Source organism: Mesorhizobium dulcispinae, from assembly GCF_033977345.1.
Lineage (GTDB): Bacteria > Pseudomonadota > Alphaproteobacteria > Rhizobiales > Rhizobiaceae > Mesorhizobium > Mesorhizobium dulcispinae.
Genome location: NZ_JAVIIY010000012.1, coordinates 182435 through 201378, shown reverse-complemented (window position 1 = coordinate 201378; position 18944 = coordinate 182435). Strand labels below are relative to the sequence as shown.

At 64.2% G+C, this 18944-nt stretch carries 20 protein-coding genes and 1 riboswitch; of the genes, 11 read left to right on the top strand and 9 right to left on the bottom strand.

Going from position 1 to position 18944, the window contains the following annotated elements; translation table 11 throughout:
- The 7 genes from RFN30_RS24375 to RFN30_RS24345 form a co-directional block, all read left to right on the top strand.
- Positions 1-407: zinc-binding dehydrogenase (locus tag RFN30_RS24375; RefSeq protein WP_320264620.1), on the top strand; the 407-nt coding region annotated here is incomplete at its 5' end.
- A 66-nt stretch (positions 408-473) separates the two neighbouring features.
- Positions 474-1043, top strand: a complete 570-nt coding sequence (gfa, locus tag RFN30_RS24370) for an S-(hydroxymethyl)glutathione synthase (protein WP_320264619.1) — start codon at positions 474-476, stop codon at positions 1041-1043.
- A 61-nt stretch (positions 1044-1104) separates the two neighbouring features.
- Positions 1105-1572 (top strand): YaiI/YqxD family protein, encoded by a 468-nt coding sequence (locus tag RFN30_RS24365; protein WP_320264618.1) that lies wholly within the window; start codon positions 1105-1107, stop codon positions 1570-1572.
- A 26-nt stretch (positions 1573-1598) separates the two neighbouring features.
- A complete protein-coding gene (locus RFN30_RS24360) occupies positions 1599-2276 on the top strand; it encodes a DUF1345 domain-containing protein (RefSeq protein ID WP_320264617.1) in 678 nt (225 codons plus the stop codon).
- A gap of 101 nt (positions 2277-2377) precedes the next feature.
- Positions 2378-3247 carry a cytochrome b/b6 domain-containing protein gene (locus RFN30_RS24355; protein ID WP_320264616.1) on the top strand — a complete coding sequence of 290 codons (870 nt, stop codon included), beginning with the start codon at positions 2378-2380 and terminating at the stop codon, positions 3245-3247.
- Position 3248: 1 nt separating this feature from the next.
- Positions 3249-4058, top strand: a complete 810-nt coding sequence (locus RFN30_RS24350; protein ID WP_320264615.1) for a molybdopterin-binding protein — start codon at positions 3249-3251, stop codon at positions 4056-4058.
- Positions 4058-4486, top strand: coding sequence for a GNAT family N-acetyltransferase (locus RFN30_RS24345; RefSeq protein WP_320264614.1), 429 nt, complete (start codon positions 4058-4060; stop codon positions 4484-4486). Before RFN30_RS24350 ends, RFN30_RS24345 begins: the two co-directional genes overlap by 1 nt.
- 48 nt (positions 4487-4534) lie before the next feature.
- On the opposite strand, the gene RFN30_RS24340 is transcribed toward RFN30_RS24345, so the two are convergent.
- Positions 4535-5137: a DUF3011 domain-containing protein gene (locus RFN30_RS24340; RefSeq protein WP_320264613.1), complete on the bottom strand. Its 603-nt coding sequence runs from the start codon at positions 5135-5137 to the stop codon at positions 4535-4537.
- A gap of 146 nt (positions 5138-5283) precedes the next feature.
- Here RFN30_RS24340 and RFN30_RS24335 point away from each other — a divergent pair, with 146 nt between their 5' ends.
- On the top strand, positions 5284-6057 hold the full coding sequence (locus tag RFN30_RS24335; protein ID WP_320264612.1) for a transporter substrate-binding domain-containing protein: 774 nt from the start codon (positions 5284-5286) through the stop codon (positions 6055-6057).
- A gap of 2 nt (positions 6058-6059) precedes the next feature.
- Here the strand turns inward: RFN30_RS24335 and RFN30_RS24330 are convergent, their stop codons facing one another.
- Entirely contained in the window at positions 6060-7064 is a 1005-nt protein-coding gene (locus RFN30_RS24330; RefSeq protein WP_320264611.1) for a hypothetical protein, read from the bottom strand.
- Between the two features lie 233 nt (positions 7065-7297).
- Positions 7298-7384: riboswitch (glycine riboswitch) on the top strand.
- Between the two features lie 149 nt (positions 7385-7533).
- Between RFN30_RS24330 and gcvT the strand changes: the two genes are divergently transcribed.
- From gcvT to gcvP, 3 genes are read left to right on the top strand one after another with little or no spacing between them, the layout of a single operon-like run.
- On the top strand, positions 7534-8634 hold the full coding sequence (gene gcvT, locus RFN30_RS24325) for a glycine cleavage system aminomethyltransferase GcvT (protein ID WP_430699081.1): 1101 nt from the start codon (positions 7534-7536) through the stop codon (positions 8632-8634).
- A 7-nt stretch (positions 8635-8641) separates the two neighbouring features.
- Positions 8642-9010 carry a glycine cleavage system protein GcvH gene (gene gcvH / locus RFN30_RS24320; protein WP_320264610.1) on the top strand — a complete coding sequence of 123 codons (369 nt, stop codon included), beginning with the start codon at positions 8642-8644 and terminating at the stop codon, positions 9008-9010.
- Positions 9011-9026: 16 nt separating this feature from the next.
- Positions 9027-11837 (top strand): aminomethyl-transferring glycine dehydrogenase, encoded by a 2811-nt coding sequence (gene gcvP / locus RFN30_RS24315; protein WP_320264609.1) that lies wholly within the window; start codon positions 9027-9029, stop codon positions 11835-11837.
- A 4-nt stretch (positions 11838-11841) separates the two neighbouring features.
- On the opposite strand, the gene RFN30_RS24310 is transcribed toward gcvP, so the two are convergent.
- The 7 genes from RFN30_RS24310 to RFN30_RS24280 form a co-directional block, all read right to left on the bottom strand.
- A complete protein-coding gene (locus tag RFN30_RS24310; protein ID WP_320264608.1) occupies positions 11842-13014 on the bottom strand; it encodes a diguanylate cyclase in 1173 nt (390 codons plus the stop codon).
- Between the two features lie 416 nt (positions 13015-13430).
- Positions 13431-13910, bottom strand: coding sequence for a hypothetical protein (locus RFN30_RS24305; protein WP_320264607.1), 480 nt, complete (start codon positions 13908-13910; stop codon positions 13431-13433).
- Between the two features lie 177 nt (positions 13911-14087).
- Positions 14088-15050, bottom strand: a complete 963-nt coding sequence (locus tag RFN30_RS24300; RefSeq protein WP_320264606.1) for a type II secretion system F family protein — start codon at positions 15048-15050, stop codon at positions 14088-14090.
- Position 15051: 1 nt separating this feature from the next.
- The gene (locus RFN30_RS24295) at positions 15052-15957 is read right to left on the bottom strand and encodes a type II secretion system F family protein (protein WP_430699083.1); all 906 of its coding nucleotides are present in this window, start codon (positions 15955-15957) and stop codon (positions 15052-15054) included.
- Positions 15958-16020: 63 nt separating this feature from the next.
- Positions 16021-17442, bottom strand: a complete 1422-nt coding sequence (locus RFN30_RS24290; RefSeq protein ID WP_320264604.1) for a TadA family conjugal transfer-associated ATPase — start codon at positions 17440-17442, stop codon at positions 16021-16023.
- The gene (locus RFN30_RS24285) at positions 17439-18653 is read right to left on the bottom strand and encodes a CpaE/TadZ family protein (protein ID WP_320264603.1); all 1215 of its coding nucleotides are present in this window, start codon (positions 18651-18653) and stop codon (positions 17439-17441) included. Before RFN30_RS24285 ends, RFN30_RS24290 begins: the two co-directional genes overlap by 4 nt.
- 12 nt (positions 18654-18665) lie before the next feature.
- Positions 18666-18941 carry a hypothetical protein gene (locus RFN30_RS24280; RefSeq protein WP_320264602.1) on the bottom strand — a complete coding sequence of 92 codons (276 nt, stop codon included), beginning with the start codon at positions 18939-18941 and terminating at the stop codon, positions 18666-18668.
- Positions 18942-18944: the final 3 nt, after the last annotated feature.

Genomic DNA, 18944 nt, shown 5'->3' with positions numbered 1-18944 from the left:
TCGACGGCGACATCGTGCCGTACCTGGTCAACATGACCAAGCGCGGCGCCGACCAGATCGGCGGCGCCGACTACACCTTCGACTGCACCGGCAACACCAAGGTGATGCGCCAGGCGCTGGAGGCCTCGCATCGCGGCTGGGGCAAGTCGGTCATCATCGGCGTTGCCGGCGCCGGCCAGGAGATTGCGACCAGGCCCTTCCAGCTGGTCACCGGCCGCACCTGGATGGGCACCGCCTTCGGCGGCGCGCGCGGCCGCACCGACGTGCCGCGGATCGTCGACTGGTACATGGAGGGCAAGATCCAGATCGACCCGATGATCACCCATACGCTGAAGCTGGAGGACATCAACAAGGGCTTCGACCTCATGCACGAGGGCAAGTCGATCCGGAGCGTCGTGGTTTACTGAAGCAATACCACCGGGCCGCGGGCCGGAGGCCCCCGACCTTTGTGGTCAACATGGGAGGAAGTACGAATGGCGGAAAAACTGCATCCGAAGATCGACAACGGCCTGCCGAAGGAAAGCGCGAGCTTTTCCGGCGGCACGCTGGTCTGCGCCTGCACCAGCAATCCGGTGAAGGTGAAGGTCAAGGGCCAGATCGCCCACAACCATGCCTGTGGCTGCACCAAATGCTGGAAGCCGGAAGGAGCGATCTTCTCGGTCGTGGCCGTTGCCGGCACAGGCGACGTCACCGTCACCGAGAATGGCGACAAGCTGAAGGTGGTCGACCCCGCGGCGCTGATCCAGCGCCATGCCTGCACAAGCTGCGGCGTGCACATGCACGGCCCGGTCGAGCGCGACCATCCGTTCAAGGGCCTGACCTTCCTTCACCCCGAGCGCTTCGAGGAGGATGGCTGGTCGCCGCCGGGCTTCGCCGCCTTCGTGTCGTCGATCATCGAATCCGGCGTTGACCCGAGTCGCATGGACGGCATCCGCGCCCAGCTGAAGTCGATCGGGCTCGAGCCCTATGACTGCCTCAATCCCGGCCTGATGGACTATATCGCCACCTGGACGGCGAAGAAGTCGGGCGCCCTGCCGGCCTGACAATTACAGAATTACTGGTAGAGGGCCGGCCAGCGCCGGCCCTTTGCATTGTGGAGAGGCGATGCCCGCACCCGTCATCTATGTCGACGCCGACGCATGCCCGGTGAAGGCCGAGGTCGAGAAGGTGGCGGAACGCCATGGCGTCGTCGTCACCTACGTCTCCAACGGCGGCCTGCGGCCGTCGCGCGATCCGATGATCCGCAATGTCGTCGTCTCCAAGGGCGCGGATGCCGCGGACGACTGGATCGCCGAGAATGCCAGGGCGAACGACGTCGTGGTGACGGCCGACATCCCGCTTGCCGCGCGCACGGTGGCGCTCGGCGCGCATGTGCTGGGGCCGACAGGCCGTCCCTTCACGCCCGAGACCATCGGCATGGCCGTGGCGATGCGCGATCTGAAGCAGCATCTGCGCGAGACCGGCGAAAGCCGGGGCTTCAACGCCGCCTTCACTCCGAAGGACAGGTCGACCTTTCTCGGCGAGCTTGACCGCATCTTGCGGCGGGCGCTCAAATCCGTCACACCGGACTGATCCAAACGCCTTGTCAGAGGCCGGCCATGGGTGACGATACATCCCTCGACGCGCCGATGCATCGGCACATGCAGTTCGCCTTGGCCGCAGCCATTGGCATCGTCGCGCTGCTCCTTGCGCTGCTCTTGCGAGCGCCGCTTCCCTACTCGATCGGCGCCAACGTATTCTTCGCGACCTTCATCATTCTGGTTCTCGCCTTGATGCCAAGGCTTACCGGCCGCTACCTCAGCAAGAACGCGCGCGCAACCGACCTTCCGGTGCTGCTGATTTTTGCCGTCACGCTCTTTGTCGTGGGCATCGCCATCGGCTCGCTGTTTCAGCTCATCAACCAAAAGGATGCCACGCATCCGCTGGAGATTCTGTTCGCGATGCTGTCGATCCCGCTCGGCTGGTTCACCATCCATGCCATGGCGGCGCTGCATTATGCGCATGTCTATTGGATGGACGGCTTTGAGGTCGACGAGAAAACCAAAAGGAAGATTCCGGTCGGCGGCCTTGATTTTCCCGGCGACAAAAGGCCGGAAGGCTGGGATTTCCTCTATTTCGCGACGGTGATCGGCATGACCGCGCAGACGGCCGACATCGCGATCACCACCTCGCATATGCGCCAGGTCGTGCTCATCCATTCGATCCTGACCTTCTTCTTCAACACGGTGATCGTTGCCGCCGCGGTCAACCTCGCGGTCAGTCTGGGCGCTCCGTAATAAATCCGTGATCGGGTGAAACATCACCTTGTGCTGCGACGTATTGGGGGAAAGACAATGATCTGAAAAGGCCGTGCCGGGTGGCGCGGCTGGAGGACCGAATGGATTCTGCTGCCACAAGCCAAACCACCGAAGCGGACACGAAGGACGCGACACTGATCTACCGGCAGTCGCGCTGGACGCGCCTGACCCACTGGATCTGGGCCTTCTCGCTGTTCTTCATGCTGCTTTCCGGCCTGCAGATCTTCAATGCGCGTCCGCAGCTTTATATCGGCAAGGAATCGGGTTTCGCCTACAACAACACCGTCCTCGAAATCGGCGCCGAGAATACCGACAATGGGCCGCGCGGCTTCACGAAGCTCTTTGGCCATCGCTTCGACACAACCGGCGTGCTCGGCTGGTCCGGCCCTCCCGGCCAGGAGACGCCGCGCGCTTTCCCGGCCTGGGCAACGATCCCCTCCTATTACGACCTCGGCACCGCGCGCGTCGTGCATTTCTTTTTCGCCTGGGTGCTTTCGGCCACCTTGCTGGTCTGGCTCATCGCCGGCCTTATCAACGGCCATATCCGCCGCGATCTGGCGCCGCACGTCGAGGATCTGCGTAAGCTGCCGCGCGATATCGTCGACCATGCGAAGCTGAAGTTCCACCACACGCGCGAGTACAACACCCTGCAGAAAATGGCCTATGGCGGAGTGCTCTTCGTGCTCTTGCCGCTGATGATCATCACCGGGCTTGCGATGTCGCCGAGCATGAATTCGGTGCTTCCCTGGCTCAATGAAATCCTGGGCGGCCGGCAGACGGCGCGCACCATCCACTTCACGGTCATGGTGCTGCTCGTCCTCTTTTTCGTCATCCACATGCTGATGATCGTGGCAGCCGGCCCGATCAACGAGCTGCGCTCGATCATCACCGGCTGGTACCGCACCGACCCGCCCGCGAAGCATGACGAGCCGGCCGAGAGGAGCGCCTGACATGGCAAAATTCCAGATCAGCCCCAAGTTCCAGATGAACCGAAGAAAGTTCCTCACCTCGGCCAGCCTCGGCTTGTCCGGCATCGCGCTGTCGGGCTGCGATGCCTTCGACAGCGGCCTCGGCATCGGTGGCGGCCTGCGCAGCTTCCTCGAAAACGCCAACGGCCTGACCTGGCGCGCGCAGCGTCTGCTCGCCGGCCGCGACGCGCTGGCGCCGGAATTCACCGAGGCCGACATCCGCCAGCCGCAGCGGCCGAACGGCGTCACCGCGCCCGACGACGACACCTACAAGGGTCTTCTCGCCAACAATTTCGCCGATTGGCGCCTCGAGGTCACCGGCCTCGTCGAAAAACCGCTGTCGCTGACCCGCGAGCAGCTCCAGAACATGCCGAGCCGCACCCAGATCACGCGCCACGACTGTGTCGAAGGCTGGAGCTGCATCGCCAAATGGACCGGCACGCCGCTGTCGCTGGTGCTCGACCAGGCGGTGGTGAAGCCTGAGGCGCGTTACGTCATGTTCCATTGCCTCGACACGATCGAGCAAAGCCTGTCGGGCGACATCAAATATTACGGCAGCATCGACCTGATCGATGCCCGCCACCCGCAGACCATCCTGGCCTATGGCTTGAACGGCAAGCCGCTGCCGGTCGAGAACGGCGCGCCGCTGCGGGTGCGGGTCGAGCGCCAGCTCGGCTACAAGATGCCGAAATATCTCTACAAGATCGAGCTGGTCGACAGCTTCACCAAGGTCGGCGGCGGCCGCGGCGGCTATTGGGAAGACAATGGCTACGACTGGTACGGCGGTATCTGATGGCCCCTCGCCTGCAGGCCGAGCATGATCTTCCGTCAGCCGAGCTCAACGCGATCGAGGAGCGCCTCAATGGCGACAACCGGCGTCTCACAGGCCGCAAAGACGACCAGGGCCTCATCTTTGCGCTACGGGACGAAACCGGACACGCAGTCGGCGTCGCCGCCGGCTATTCTTGGGCGGGGATCGCCGAGCTCAGGCTGATGTGGGTCGAGGAATCCTGTCGGGGCCGAGGCTATGCAAAGGCGTTGCTGAATGCCTTCGTTGCAGAGGCCGCCGCTCGAGGCGCGCGGCGGATCTGGGTTTCGACACACGACTTCCAAACGCCCGGCCTGTACCAAAAAGCCGGCTTCGAGCGTATGGCCGAATTCGTCGGATGGCCTGAAGGCCATTCCAACATCATCCTTTGCAAGACGATCACTCACCAATAGGCGGCAGCCGAGGGTCTGGCGTTCAGCACGCAGACCTTGGCGCCCCGATCATTCGTCCGAACTATCGAAAGTGGTTTGACCGGGCTCAGGGGGCGCGTCCTGCGTGTCGTCCGGATTATCCACCATGCAGCCGACGCCGTGGCATCCCTGATAGTTGCCGTGGGTATCGAAATTAGGATTGCCGTCCCTGTCGAATTGCGGCGTCGGATCGATCCACTGATCACCGCGGCGCGGCTTGGGCCTCGGATAATAATTGTCCGAATGGTGGCCGTGCTGGTTGTTGCTGTCGAGGATCGCGCCGACAATGCCCCCGACGATGATCGCCGCTGCTGCCTCGCCGGGAGACGGCCTGCGGCCGGAGCCGGCGACCAGAAACTCCGCCGAGCAGCCATTGTCGACCCAGATGCCGCCGCCGTCATAGCCCCAGCTCCTGCCGAACTGGCAGCGCGACTTCGACAGCCGGTTGGTCAATTGCACGCCGCCACGCGTGTCGACCCCGCAATAGGAATAGCGATAGTCCGCGCTGGAGCAGACCACGCGTTTGGGGCCTGCCGCCTGCGCGGCATCGGGCAGAAGCGAAAGCTTTGCCGGATTGCCGAAGGCACAGGCCAGGAACATCATCGAACCGGTAACCGCCATTCGCGCCAACATTGGCAAATCTCCATTAGGTTCCGCTATCGACAGAATGGCACCTCTGTGTAAATCTGACAACCAGAGGGGCCAGCAGCGAGGTTATATTCATGCGCGCTAAGATATTCGTCGCGATTATACTTGCTCTTTCTGCCTGGTTGACTCTTTTGCCGGCTCGCGCTGATGACAGCCTCAAGCGCGTTATCGATCAGAAGACGCTGACGGTCGGAGTTGCAATCAATCCGCCCTGGATCCTCAAGAAAGCCGCCGGCAAATTCGCGGGCTACGACGTCGATCTCACCAATGCGCTCGCCTCGGATCTCGGCGTCGAACTGAAGCTGGTCGAGGTGCCTTGGAACGACCTGAAGGCGCGGCTGCTCAAGGGCGACTTCGATTTGATTGCGGCCGGCTATGCCAACACGCCGGAGCGTGCTCGCGAGGTCGTGTTCTCCAACCCCACGGGCGCCGCCGACATTCGCATGGTTGCCTCCATTGCCAGCCTCGGCAAGCGGCCGGGCAAGGCGCTGACGGCGCCCGGCTACAAGATCGCCGTGCTCTCCAATTCCACCGATGAAGCGGCGGCCAAGGAGGCTTTCCCGAAGGCGGAAATCCTTTCCTTTAACAACACCACCGACGTTTTTGCCGCCCTCATCGGCGGCAGCGCGCAAGCCATGGTGGCCACGTCGCCGACGCCGCAGATGGCGGCCAGGCTCTATGACGCGAAGTTCAAGCTGGTGGGCAGCCCACTGCTCCGCACGCCCGAAGCCTTCGCCCTGCGGCCGGACGACGTCCGTCTGATCCAGTACGTCAACAACTGGATCGGCGCGCGCACCGCCGACGGCACGATCGCCGGCGTCCGCCGCTACTGGTTCGGCGGCTTCAAATGGATGGCGCGCTTCGACACCGGCGCCAAGCCGGAACAGGCCAAGCCGAAGCAGTAGGCTCAGGCAACTTTATCCAGCAGCGGCTTCAGCGCCGGATGGATTTCCGGCGAGGCGTGCTTGATCAGCGTGAGAAGCGCGCGCTCGTTGTCGCGCAGCGGACGCTGCCCGTCGCCGACGCGCTCGGCCAGCCACTCGGCCTCGCCGGCGTCGATCGTCTCGGCGCGGCGCGCGAGCGCCTCGGCCGCCCGGTTCTTGGCCTCCCACTCGGCCTCGATGTCGCCAGGCGAATGATAGGCTCCCAGGATGCCGGCGAGTCCACCCGACACCATGCGGCTGAAGAAACCGCCGATCTCCGGCTCGGCATGATCGAGGAAGGTTTCGTGGCGCAGCGCCGCCTCGCGCGTCGGCGGCTCGTAGCCGGCCGAGCACATGACGTAATTGGCGATCGCCTTGACGAAGAGGTCGTTCCAGGAGGGATCGTTGCTGGCTGCCGCGATCCGGTCGTTGATCCTGAACAGGATTTCGGCTTCTGCCTTCGTGATGGCGATGTTGCCGTCGCCGCCAAAGGCATAAAGGATGCGGCGCAGGAGATCGACCTCGGCCCTGGCGATCAACCCCGGCACGAGGTCACCGCCGAGCATCAGCGGGCCTTTGCCGTCGATCACCGCGTTGGCGACCTGTTCCAGCGCATAGGCCGAAAGTTGGCTGGGTGAGGACTTCGCCTCCTCCAGCACATGCACAAGCAGCTCGAGCTCGGTGCGGCTGTCGACCATGCCGTCGCGCGAGATGGTGCGGACCAACCAGTTGGCATTCTCCTCGGAGATATAGCCCTGCGGCTTTTCCTGGCGGACGATGTAGTCGGTCACTGCCTCGACGAAGAACGGCGCCCATTCCGGGCACTTGTCGCGCGCCGTCTGGTCGAGCGCGAACAGCGCCTCGGCCTCGCCCTGACTCACGACGCCGTCCGCGAACACTTCGCGCCGCAGCATCGCCACGTCCTCGGCCGTGATGCGGTTCTTGGAGGTCAGCTCCGCCACCGGAGCGCTCATGATCAATTCGCCCATTGCCGTCCCTGCCCTTCGCCTGCTGCCGGCGAACTTGGTGCGTCGTTTCGACAGGCATATCAGAAGTATCTTGAGAAACCGGCAAATGGCGTGGTTAGCGAAGACTTGTCGGCCAATGCATATCGCCCCGAAGGTGTGCAGCGAAATCCGCGCGCTTTGGATGTCGCTGGGAGGTGACAAGGTGTCGCCGACGGGCTATGGATGACGCGTCGGGGACTCAGGCGACTGAGTCCCACCTGTTTGCGGGAGAGAACAGCGAAAGCTGTCGCCGAAGGGGAAATCGCCCGAAATCTCTCAGGCAAAAGAACCGTGGACGGGAAAGACAACTCTGGAAAGTCGGGAATCTTCCCGCGCCGAAGGTGTAAGCGCTGCCGACAGAGTTACGGGGCGCGAGTCTCTCAGGCTTCAGACAGAGGGGCACCGAATGGGCCGCCAATGGCGGTCGATCGCGTGCGACTCTGGAGAAGACATGATCGGCGAAGACACCAAACACCTACCCCTCGAGGATCTGCATAACGCCTCCGGCGCGCGTTTCGGCGCGTTCGCCGGCTGGTCGATGCCGCTGACCTATCCGGCGGGCGTGATGAAGGAACACCTTCACACGCGTGAGCATGCCGGCCTGTTCGACATCTCGCATATGAAGCTGTTCGAGGTGAGCGGCCCGGGCACCGCGGCGCTTCTCAACCGCGCCTGCCCGTTCGACGCCGGGGCGCTGGAAATCTCCCAATCCAAATACACCTTCTTCCTCAACGAGGCGGCAGGCATCATCGACGACCTGATCGTCACGCGCCTTGGCGATGACCGTTTCATGGTGGTGGCCAATGCCGGCAACGCCGTCGAGGACGAAAAGCATCTTCACGCGCTGGCCGCGGATTTCGACGCCAATGTCGAACCGCTCGACCGGGTTTTCCTGGCGATCCAGGGACCGGACGCCTGGGCGGCCCTCGCGCGGGCCGGCATCGAAACCGGCTCGCTGCTGTTCATGCACGGCGTCGAGCCCCGGCAAAACTGGTTCATGAGCCGCTCCGGCTATACCGGCGAGGACGGTTTCGAGATCGGGCTGCCCGAGGCGGACGCCCGCGATCTCGTCGCGAAGCTGCTGCAGGACGAGCGCGTGCAATGGATCGGCCTTGCCGCCCGTGACAGCCTCAGGCTCGAGGCCGGGCTCTGCCTGCACGGCCAGGACCTGACGCCCGAGATCGACCCGGCCAGCGCCGGCTTGATGTGGGCGATCCCCAAGGAGGTCCGCGCTTCCGGTCATTTCATCGGCGCCGACGCACTGCGCTCGATCCTCGAGCGCGGCCCGTCGCAGAAGCGTGTCGGCCTGAAGCCCGACGGTCGCCAGCCGGTGCGCGCCGGCGCCGTACTTGTCGACGCTGACGGCAATCCGGCCGGCCACGTCACCTCGGGCGGCTTCGGCCCCTCGACGGGCCATCCGGTCGCCATGGGCTACGTCGACACCGCGCTGGCCAAGCCCGCCACCAGACTGTTCGCCGATGTCCGCGGGACCAAAATCCCGGTCGACGTCACATCGCTCCCCTTCACGCCACATCGCTACCGCAAAGGATGAATTCCCGATGGCAAACACCTATTTCACTGAAGACCATGAATGGCTGCGCATCGAAGGCGGCGTCGCCACCGTCGGCATCACCGACTACGCGCAGGAGCAGCTCGGTGATCTCGTCTTTGTCGAACTGCCGGAAATCGGCCGCAAGCTCGCCAAGGGCGACACCGCAGTGGTCGTCGAATCCGTCAAGGCGGCGTCGGACGTCTACGCGCCGGTCGACGGCGAGATCACCGAAGCCAACACCTCGCTGTCGTCCGACCCTTCGCTGGTCAATTCGGCGGCGACCGGCGACGGCTGGCTCTGGAAGATGAAGCTTTCCAACGCAAGCCAGCTCGACAGCCTCATGGATGAGGCCGCCTACAAAGCCCATATCGGCTGACACCAGGATTTTAGAAATGACCGCAGCCCCCATTCCTTTCTCGGCCCGCCACATCGGCCCCAGCGTCAACGATGTCAGGGCCATGCTCGCCACCATCGGCGTTCCGTCCGTCGAGACGCTGATCAGCCAGGCCGTGCCGAGATCGATCCGCCTGGACTTGCCGCTCAACCTGCCCGCTCCAGCGAGCGAGGCCGAAGCGCTAGCCGAATTGTCGGCGATGATGGCGAAGAACACGGTTCTGAAGAGCTTCATCGGCGCCGGCTACCACGGCGTCTTTGTGCCGCCGGTCATCCAGCGCAACATGTTCGAGAACCCGGCCTGGTACACGGCCTACACGCCCTACCAGGCCGAGATCAGCCAGGGCCGGCTGGAAATGCTGTTTAACTTCCAGACCCTGGTCGCCGAGCTGACCGGCCTGCCGGTGGCCTCGGCCTCGCTGCTCGATGAAGCGACTGCAGTCGCCGAAGCGGTCGGCATCGCGCTGCGCCATCACCGCGACAAGCGCACAAAGGTGGCGCTTGCCGGCACGCCGCACCCGCAGACGCTCGATGTCGTGCGCACCCGCGCCGAACCGCTCGGCATCGAAGTTGACGGCGAGACCATCGACGACAACACCGCCGCCCTGCTCGTCTCCTGGCCGGACACCTTCGGCGTCTATGGCGACCACAAGGCGGCGATCGAGAAGGCCCGCGCCACCGGCGCGCTGGTGGTGTTCATCGCCGATCCGCTTGCGCTCACGCTGACGGATGCGCCGGCCAAGCTCGGCGCCGACATCGCCGTCGGTCCTATGCAGCGTTTCGGCGTGCCGATGGGCTTTGGCGGCCCGCACGCCGCCTATTGCGCCGTCTCCGACAGACTGACCCGCCTGATGCCCGGCCGCCTCGTCGGCCAGTCGACCGACACCATGGGCCGCCCCGGCTATCGCCTCGCCCTGCAGACGCGCGAGCAGCACATCCGCCGCGACAAGGCCACTTCCAACATCTGTACCGCGCAGGCGCTGCTCGCCAACATGGCGACGGCTTATGCGATCTGGCACGGCCCCTCCGGCCTGCAGGCGATCGCCGAGCGCGTCCACAGCCTTGCCAACCGCCTTGCAGCGGGGCTGAAGGCAGCGGGCGTAGCCGTCCTCGGCGCACACCGCTTCGATACGGTGACGGCCGAAGTGAAGGGCAAGGCCGGGGCAATAGCCGCCGCTGCCGAAAAGACCGGCCGGCTGCTGCGCATCATCGATGCCGACAAGATCAGCATCGCTTTCGATGAGACGTCGACGGAAGCCGACCTCGAGGCGATCGCGGCACTGTTCGGCGCCAAGCCCGGCGCGGCGGAGGCCGGCTCCATGCCGGGCAAGCCGCGCGGTAAGGAGTTCCTTACCCAGCCGGTCTTCCACGAGAACCATTCCGAGACCGAGATGATGCGCTTCCTGCGGCGACTGGCCGACAAGGACCTCGCGCTCGACCGTGCCATGATCCCGCTCGGCTCCTGCACCATGAAGCTCAATGCCGCCGCCGAGATGATGCCGGTGAGCTGGCCGAGCGTCGCCAACCTGCATCCCTTCGCGCCGGCCAGCCATTCGGAGGGCTACCGCGCCATGACTGGCGATCTGGAGGCCTGGCTGTCGGAGATCACCGGTTTCGATGCGGTCAACCTGCAGCCCAATGCAGGCAGCCAGGGCGAATATGCCGGCTTGCTCGCCATTCGCGCCTATCACCGCGCGCGTGGCGAGGGCCACCGCACCGTCTGCCTGATCCCGTCTTCCGCGCATGGCACCAATCCGGCAAGTGCTGCGATGGCGGGCATGAGCGTCGTCGTCGTGCGCTGCACCGACGACGGCAATATCGACATGGACGATATGCGGGCCAAGGCCAACGAGCATTCCAAGAACCTCGCTGCGCTGATGTTCACCTATCCCTCGACGCATGGCGTCTATGAGGAAGGCGCGCGCCATCTCTGCGCCCTCATCCACGAGCATGGCGGCCAGGTCTATTTCGACGGCGCCAACCTCAACGCCTTGGTCGGTCTCGCCCGCCCCGGTGACATCGGCGCCGACGTCTGCCACATGAACCTGCACAAGACCTTCTGCATCCCGCATGGCGGCGGCGGCCCGGGCGTCGGCCCGATCGGCGTCAGGGCGCATCTGAAGCCCTATCTGCCGGGCCATGTCACGGAAGGCTCGGCACATGCCGTGGCGGCCGCGCCTTTCGGCAGCGCATCCATCCTGCCGATCACCTGGATGTATATCCGCATGATGGGCGGCTCCGGCCTGAAGCAGGCGACGGAAACGGCGATCGTTTCGGCCAACTACGTGGCGACTCGGCTCGCGCCGCACTTCCCGCTGCTCTACAAGGGCCGGAGCGATCGCATCGCCCATGAGTGCATCCTCGACACGCGCGTGTTGAAGGAAAGCGCCGGCATCAGCGTCGACGACATTGCCAAGCGCCTGATCGACTACGGCTTCCATGCGCCGACCATGTCGTTCCCGGTTGCCGGCACGCTGATGGTCGAGCCGACCGAGTCGGAGCCTAAGCGCGAGCTCGACCGTTTCTGCGAAGCGATGATTGCGATCGCCAGCGAGGCGGCAAAGGTGGCGAAGGGTGAATGGCCGCTCAACGACAACCCGCTGGTCAACGCTCCGCACACCGCCGCCGAGGCGCTGGCCGGTGCATGGACGCATCCCTATTCGAGGCTCGAGGCAGCTTATCCCGCGGGTGACGCCGATCTGTCGGCGAAATACTGGCCGCCGGTGTCGCGCATCGACAATGTCGCCGGCGACCGCAACCTTGTCTGCTCCTGCCCGCCGCTGACGGAATATCTCGGCGCCGCCGAGTAGTCGTTCAGGCGGTTTTCCGGGCCGGCCCGCCATCGGGCTGGCTCTCCTTGGGTTGGGCGATGACGCGGTTCCGCCCGGCGCGCTTGGCGGCATAGAGCGCGGCATCGGCCTCGGCCAGCACCTCGTCCAGGGATCGGCCATCGGCGGCGCCAAATCCCATACCGCCGCTGACGCTGCTGCGCAACGGGCCGCGATGGGTCGGAACGATCTCGGTGCCGAAGGCGACGCCGATCCTGCTTGCCATGTCATGCGCCTTTTCCGGCGTCATGCGCGACATGACGAGCGCGAACTCCTCGCCGCCCAGCCGGAAGGCGTCGACACCGGCCCTGCCGTATTTCTTGATCACCGCCGCGAAGCGGCAAAGGACCTGATCGCCGACGGGATGGCCGAAGACGTCGTTGGTCGTCTTGAAATGGTCGAGATCGAACATCGCGATCGCCATGAACGGACCGAAGCTGCGATCGCCGTAAAGCTCGCCGAGCGCCCTGCGGTTCATCAGGCCGGTCAGCGGATCGGTCATGGTCTCGGCCTTGAGCTCGATCTGCGCCTGCAGATGATGCAGCGAAAGCGTCAGCGCGCCGAGGCCGGTCATGCAGGCAACCGCGACGACGGTGTTCAACCGCTCCGCCCAGTTGTCGGGCGCAGCACCGAGAACCCATTGCCCTTGCACCAGCAGCACCAGGCCGCACAGCGCGAAGGACAAGCCACAGGCGCCGCTGAGGAACGAAACGACCAGCAGAATCCGGCGGTCGTGATCTCCCTTCATCCAGAACATCGTTCCGATCGCGGCGAGCAGCGCCGTTACGGCCGCGTAAGTGATCTGGAAGCCGATGCCGTCGAAACCGAGATAGGTGAAAGCAGCGCAAGCGAGCATGGCAGCGAGCGTCGGCAAAATCGGGCGGCGATAGTTGCGAAACCCGAGATATTGCATCGCCGACATGCAGATGATGAGGAACCCCAGGCTGAGCAGCACCAGCACTGCCTGGCAGAGCCAGGGGTTGGGTTCCTTGGTGTATTGCCAGAACAGAACGACATGCGCGACAAGCACGAGGATGCCGCACGCCACCGTCAGCACGAAGCGCGCCTGCGGAGCGGTCAGCCAGATCGCCAGCATGGTGATGCTGAGGCACGTGCCCGACAGCGCCGCCGCGAGCAGGAGCGAACTAAAATCCAACATTGTTGAGCCGCCGCCTCTTGGGAGTCGTCTGTGACGCTGCATTCTAGGTTAACGGCGGCTCGCTGATACCGTTTTCAGCTAACCTTTCGAGCCAACCTTCGGACAAGGTTTACAAAGCATCCACTACTGCACCCGGCAGACGCGAAGACTAGAAATTTTTGGTTTATATTGAAACAGTTCTTTTGCACGAGCGCGAGGCGATCGCGCGAAAAACGACATTCGCCGGACGTTTTACACCTGGTAAGCCGGCTGACAGGCATGCGTCCGCCGCCGGAAATTCCGCCCTGTCGCTTTGATTTCGCCAATCGACAAACAGGAAATTGTACCGGGTGGAACTTGTCCCGTTTCGCTGAAACGGCGTTCGGCCGGCGGCCGGGGAATTCGGGCGGAACGATTCAATCCAAGCCCGATAGGCTCTAGCTCTTGTTCAGCAGTGCCAGATTGGCGTCGACCACGGTCGGATCGGCCATGTGGGCCTTGGCCTCCAGCAGCAAGGCTCTAGCCTTCTGCTTGTTGCCGCGCAGCAGTTGCGAATAGCCCATATTGTTGACGATCTGCGGCTTGCGCCCGGCGACCCGCAGCAGTTGGGCATAGGCGCGGTCGGCGAAGTCGAAGCGGCCGAGCTCGTCATAGGAAGCGGCAAGCCCCATCCAGGCTTCCGCATTGTCGGCCTTGAGCTCCACCGCCTTGCGGAAATGCTGCTCGGCAAGACCGAAATTCGCCTCGCGGAACTGCGCCTTGCCCTCCGCCAGGTCGGCGGCGCTGACGTCCTTGGCCGTCGGCTGAATCGCGGTGGTCTTGGTGGTGTCGACGTTGTTGTTGTTGTTGGTCGTGCAGCCGGTGATCATCAAGACGGCTGCCAACGCCGCCGCTGCCGTGGGAAGTCTGTGACGCATGCCCCTGCCCCATCGCCCGATTTGTCGGGTCGTTCTTCAGCAACGACTGTACAGGACAGCGATTAAGCTTCGGTGCCGAAATGCAGCTAAATTCCAGTTGCGCGCAAAGGATGCGTTAACCACTAGCGTCCCTGAGCACTGCCTGGATTCAGGTTCAGGCTGGCCTCACGTGAATCCCTAGTGCGAGGTCAGCTTCACGACGATCGGAATAATGGCGATCATCAGCACCACCGGCAGGATGCACACCGTCACCGGCACCGACATCTTGGCTGGCAAGGCATGCGCCTTCTCCTCGGCAAGCGACATGCGCTTGTGGCGCATTTCGTCGGAAAAGACGCGCAGCGCGCCCGACAGGCTGGTGCCGAGCTCCTTGGACTGCTGCAGCAGCGTCGCGAAGGAGCGCACCTCGTCGAGGCTGAGGCGGTCGGCGAGCGCTTTCAGCGCATCGTCCAGGCTGCGGCCGGCCCTGAGCTCCAGCGACACCAGCTGCAGGTTCTGGCTGAGCGACGGATAGGTCTTGGCGAGTTCCTTCGAGACGCGCTCGATGCCGGCCTCCATGCTCATGCCGGCGTCGGAACAGACGATCATCAGATCCATGAAGTCGGGAAAGCCGTTGCGGTATTCGCGCATCTTTTCCCGCACCTTCTGCGTCAGCACCAGACCCGGCAGGAAATAGCCGGCCGCACCCGACAGGATGACGAAGGTCCAGCGGCTGGTCATGGTCGATTCGGCGCTGGCACCCCATTGGTTGACCAGGAACGCGCCAAGCGCCATTCCGACCAGCGTGGCAAATCGGATCAGGAAGAACATGCCGACGGCGCGCGGCTCCATGTAGCCGGCCTGGATGAGCTTCATGCGCAACCGCGCGACATTCTCCGGATCGCTCTTGGCGTAGAATTCCTGCGCTCGCTTCACCGCCTTCTCGCGCACGGCGTTTGTGTTTTTCCTGGGCGCCGGCTCGGCCTGCTCGACCGGCTGCGCCACCTCGACCTTCAGCCGGCGCTTGACCTCGTTGCGATCGCCCTTGGCGACGACCAGCGGCCAGGCCACCGCGCCGCCGCCCATCACCAGCAGCAGCGCCGCCACCGGCATCAGCGAGGTCGGCGCGAGCGAGGCGAGGAAGCGGATGATGTCTTCCATCTCAGAACCTGAAATTCGACATCTTGAACATGATGGCATTGCCGAGCAGCAGCCACAGGACGGAGCCGCCCAGCATGTACCAGGTCTTCGGTACTCCCCACACTTCCCGGTAGAACTGCGGCATCAGCACCATGATGGCCGTGAATAGAAGCACCGGAACGGCGGTCAGGATATAGGCCGACATGCGGCCCTCGGTCGAAATCGCTCGCACCTTGCGCCGCAGCTTGCCGCGCTCGCGGATCGTCGACGACAGCCCGTCCAGGATCTCGCGCAGATTGCCGCCGGAACTGCTCTGGATCGATACGGCGGTGACGAACAGCGGCAGGTCCTCGTGGCCGACCCGGTCGAACAGGTTGTTGAGCGCCGAAACCAGATCGGAGCCATAGGTCACCTCGTCGGCCACGACGCCGAACTCGGTGCCGATCGGATCGGCCATCTCGCGCGCCACCATCGAGATCGCCACCGGCACCGGGTGGCCGGCTTTGAGGCCGCGCGTGATCAGCTCCAGCGCCTCCGGCAACTGCACGCCGAAGCGCTTGTGCCGGCGCTTGCGCAGAAAACGCAACGTCATCACCGGCAGGACCGGCAGCAGCACGACCAACTGGCCCAGTCCGAACAGCAAAGGCAGGCCATACCAAATGGCGAAAAGCGCCAGCGCGAAAGCCACGCCCGAGGTGATTGTCAGAAACTTCGGCAGCGGCATGACCATACCGGACTGCGTGCGCAGGTCGCGAAAGCGGTCGAAGGAGAAGAGGGATCTGCCGCCTTCGACGCCGCGCTCCTTGCGCAGCTGGATCAGCACCTGCTCCTGGCTGATCTTGTTCTCCGCCAGTTTCATGCGGCGGTTGATCGCCGTGCGCTTGTCGCTGCGGCCGGCATAAAGCAGGTAGCAGCCTTCGGCGATCATGATGCCGGTGAGCGCCGCCGCGGCGTAGACGGCGTAGATCGGGCCGAATCCCTCGAGCACCGGCTACTCCTGCGGCCGGCCGGGTTCGAAATACTTGCCCGGAAATTCGATGCCCATGTTGCGCAGGTCCTCGAGGAAGCGCGGGCGGATGCCCGTTGCCTCGAAATGACCGATGATCTTGCCGTCCGCCTCCATGCCGGTGCGCACGAAGCGGAATATCTCCTGCATCTGGATGACGTCGCCTTCCATGCCCGTCACCTCGGCGACGCTGGTCACCTTGCGCTTGCCGTCCGACAGGCGCGTCAGCTGCACGATGATGTCGAGGGCGCTGGCGATCTGGCTGCGGATCGACTGCACCGTCATCGGCATGCCGGTCATGCCGAGCATCTGCTCGAGGCGCGAGATGGCGTCGCGCGGCGTGTTGGCGTGGATGGTCGCCATCGACCCTTCGTGCCCGGTGTTCATCGCCTGCAGCATGTCGAAGGCTTCCTCGCCGCGGCACTCGCCGAGGATGACGCGGTCGGGCCGCATGCGCAGCGCGTTCTTGACCAGGTCGCGCTGCTTCAATTCGCCATGGCCCTCGATATTGGCCGGGCGCGTTTCCATGCGCGCGACATGCGGCTGCTGCAGCTGCAGCTCGGCTGCGTCCTCGATGGTGATCAGCCGCTCGTCCTCGGGAATGAAGGCCGACAGCGCATTGAGCATCGTCGTCTTGCCCGTGCCGGTGCCGCCGGAAATGATCGTGGTCTTGCGGGCATGCACGGCCGCCGCCAGCACCTCGGCCATGTTCTGGGTGATGGCGCCGAACTCGACCAGCTTGTGCAGGCCGAGCTTGTTCTTGGAGAATTTGCGGATCGACACCAGCGGCCCGTCGACGCCGACCGGCCGGATGGCGGCGTTGAAGCGCGAGCCGTCGAGCATGCGGGCGTCGACCATCGGCTGCGATTCATCGACGCGGCGACCAACCGCCGCGACGATTTTGTTAATGATTCGAAGCAGATGCGCCTCGTCCTTGAACGGGATGTGGACCTGCTGCAGCTTGCCGCGCTTTTCGACGAAGCAGTTCTGATGGCCGTTGATCAGGATATCGTTGATCTCCGGATCCTTGAGCAGCGGCTCCAGCGGGCCGAGGCCGACCATCTCGTCGACGATGTCGTCGACCAGCGCGTCGAGCTCGGCGGTGTTGATTGCCATCCGCTCCTGGCGGGTCTTTTCCGAGACGAACTCATGCACCTGGCGGCGCATTTCGTCCTTGGGCAGCCGCTCCAGCGCGACAAGGTTGATCTCCTCGAGCAGCATGCGGTGGATGCGCACGCGCGCGTCGAGCACCTTGTTGGCGCTCTTTGCGGGTGCGGCCTCCTGCTTCGGCGGCGCCGGCTTCCGGGTCGTCGGGATGATCACGGCATGATGCGTCACCGGCGCGGGGTCGGGCGGCCGCTGCGGACGGGCGTCGCGATTCTGCAGGTTGGAGAACCGGCTGCTCATCCCGCTTTCCTCTTCAAGAGGCCTTTGCCGAGGCCGAACAGCGACTTCGATTTTGCCGTCGTCGTCACCGCCTCCTCAGGCAGGATGATTTTCTTCAGGTCGTTGACGACATTGGCGTTGGGATCGATGTCGTGCAGCGGCACGCCGCGGTCGACGGCCTCGCGCACCAGCCGGTAGTTGTTGGAGATGCCGCCGACGAAATGCTCGCCGAGAATGTCCTGGACGTCGGCCTGCTTGATGCCGCTGTCGAACATCTTCTGCTCGAAGCGGTTGACGATGACGTTGGGCTTCACTTCCTTGCCGGCCGTCTCGTAGATGGCCTGGATGAGACGCTGCGTGTGGCGCAGGCAAGGCACCGTCATCTCGGCCACGATATAGAGCTTGTTGGAGCCGAGCAGCACCGTCTCGGTCCACGGGAACCAGGTGCGCGGCATGTCGATGACGACATTGTCGAAATAGGCCGACACGAGGTCGAGCATGCGCACCACGACATCGGTCTTGAACGAGCGCATTTCCGACGGGCGCGTGGGTGCCGCCAGCACGCAGAGCCCGCTCGCATGCTTGGAGAGCATGACGTCAAGCAGCTGCCGGTCGAGGCGTTCGGGCTGGTTCTCGATTTCGGTGATGTCGAAGCGCGGCTCGAGGTCGAGATATTCGGCGCAGGCGCCCTGCTGGAAATTGAGGTCGACCACGCAGGTCGAGGCGCCGCGCGTCACCGAATGATGCAGCTGGAAGGCCGTCTGCAGGGCGAGCGTGGTGGTGCCGACGCCGCCGGCGGCAGGCATGAAGGTGTAGATCTGCGACTCGGTGTTTTCCTCTCGCCCCGGCCCCTGCAGCGCGCGGATGACGGAGCGCACCAGGTCGGCGGTGGTGATCGGCTTCACCAGGAAGTCGGCGACCTTGAGCTGCACCAGGATGCGCACGGCCGCCGCATTGAATTCCTGGGTGACGACAACCACCGGAACGCGGCCTTCCAGCCGGCGCATGATGCGCTGCAGCGACTCGATCTCCTCGAGCTTGGCCGCATCCATGTCGACGATGACGGCGCCGAAATCGGTTTCCTGGACTTCGCCGCGAAGCTCGTTGACGCTTTTCTCGACCGTCAAAAGCTCGATGACCTCGGAGGCCGCGAAAGCCGTTCGCGTATCCTGCGAAAACGCCCGGTCGGTTGAAACGAGCAGGATCTTCTTGGTCTTGGTGCCGGATGCCATGTCGTCAGCCCATCAGTTTGATGTCGTCGATGCCGACGTCGTTGAGTCCGGCGTCGAGCCGGCTTTGGCGCCGACGGCAGTGGCCGTGGAGCTCGTGCTCTGAGCCGGCACCAAAAGCCTGGTTTTCTGGACGCCGTACTGCCAGGGGTCGACCATCTGCATGACGGTGTTGGACGCCTGGGCGTTGCCGGCAGCCGGCGTCACGCCTTCGGTGCGCACATAGTCGTCGCTGGTGCAACCGGCGAGGACGCCGGCGAGCAGCAGAGCGATGCAAGGAACCAGACGCATGGC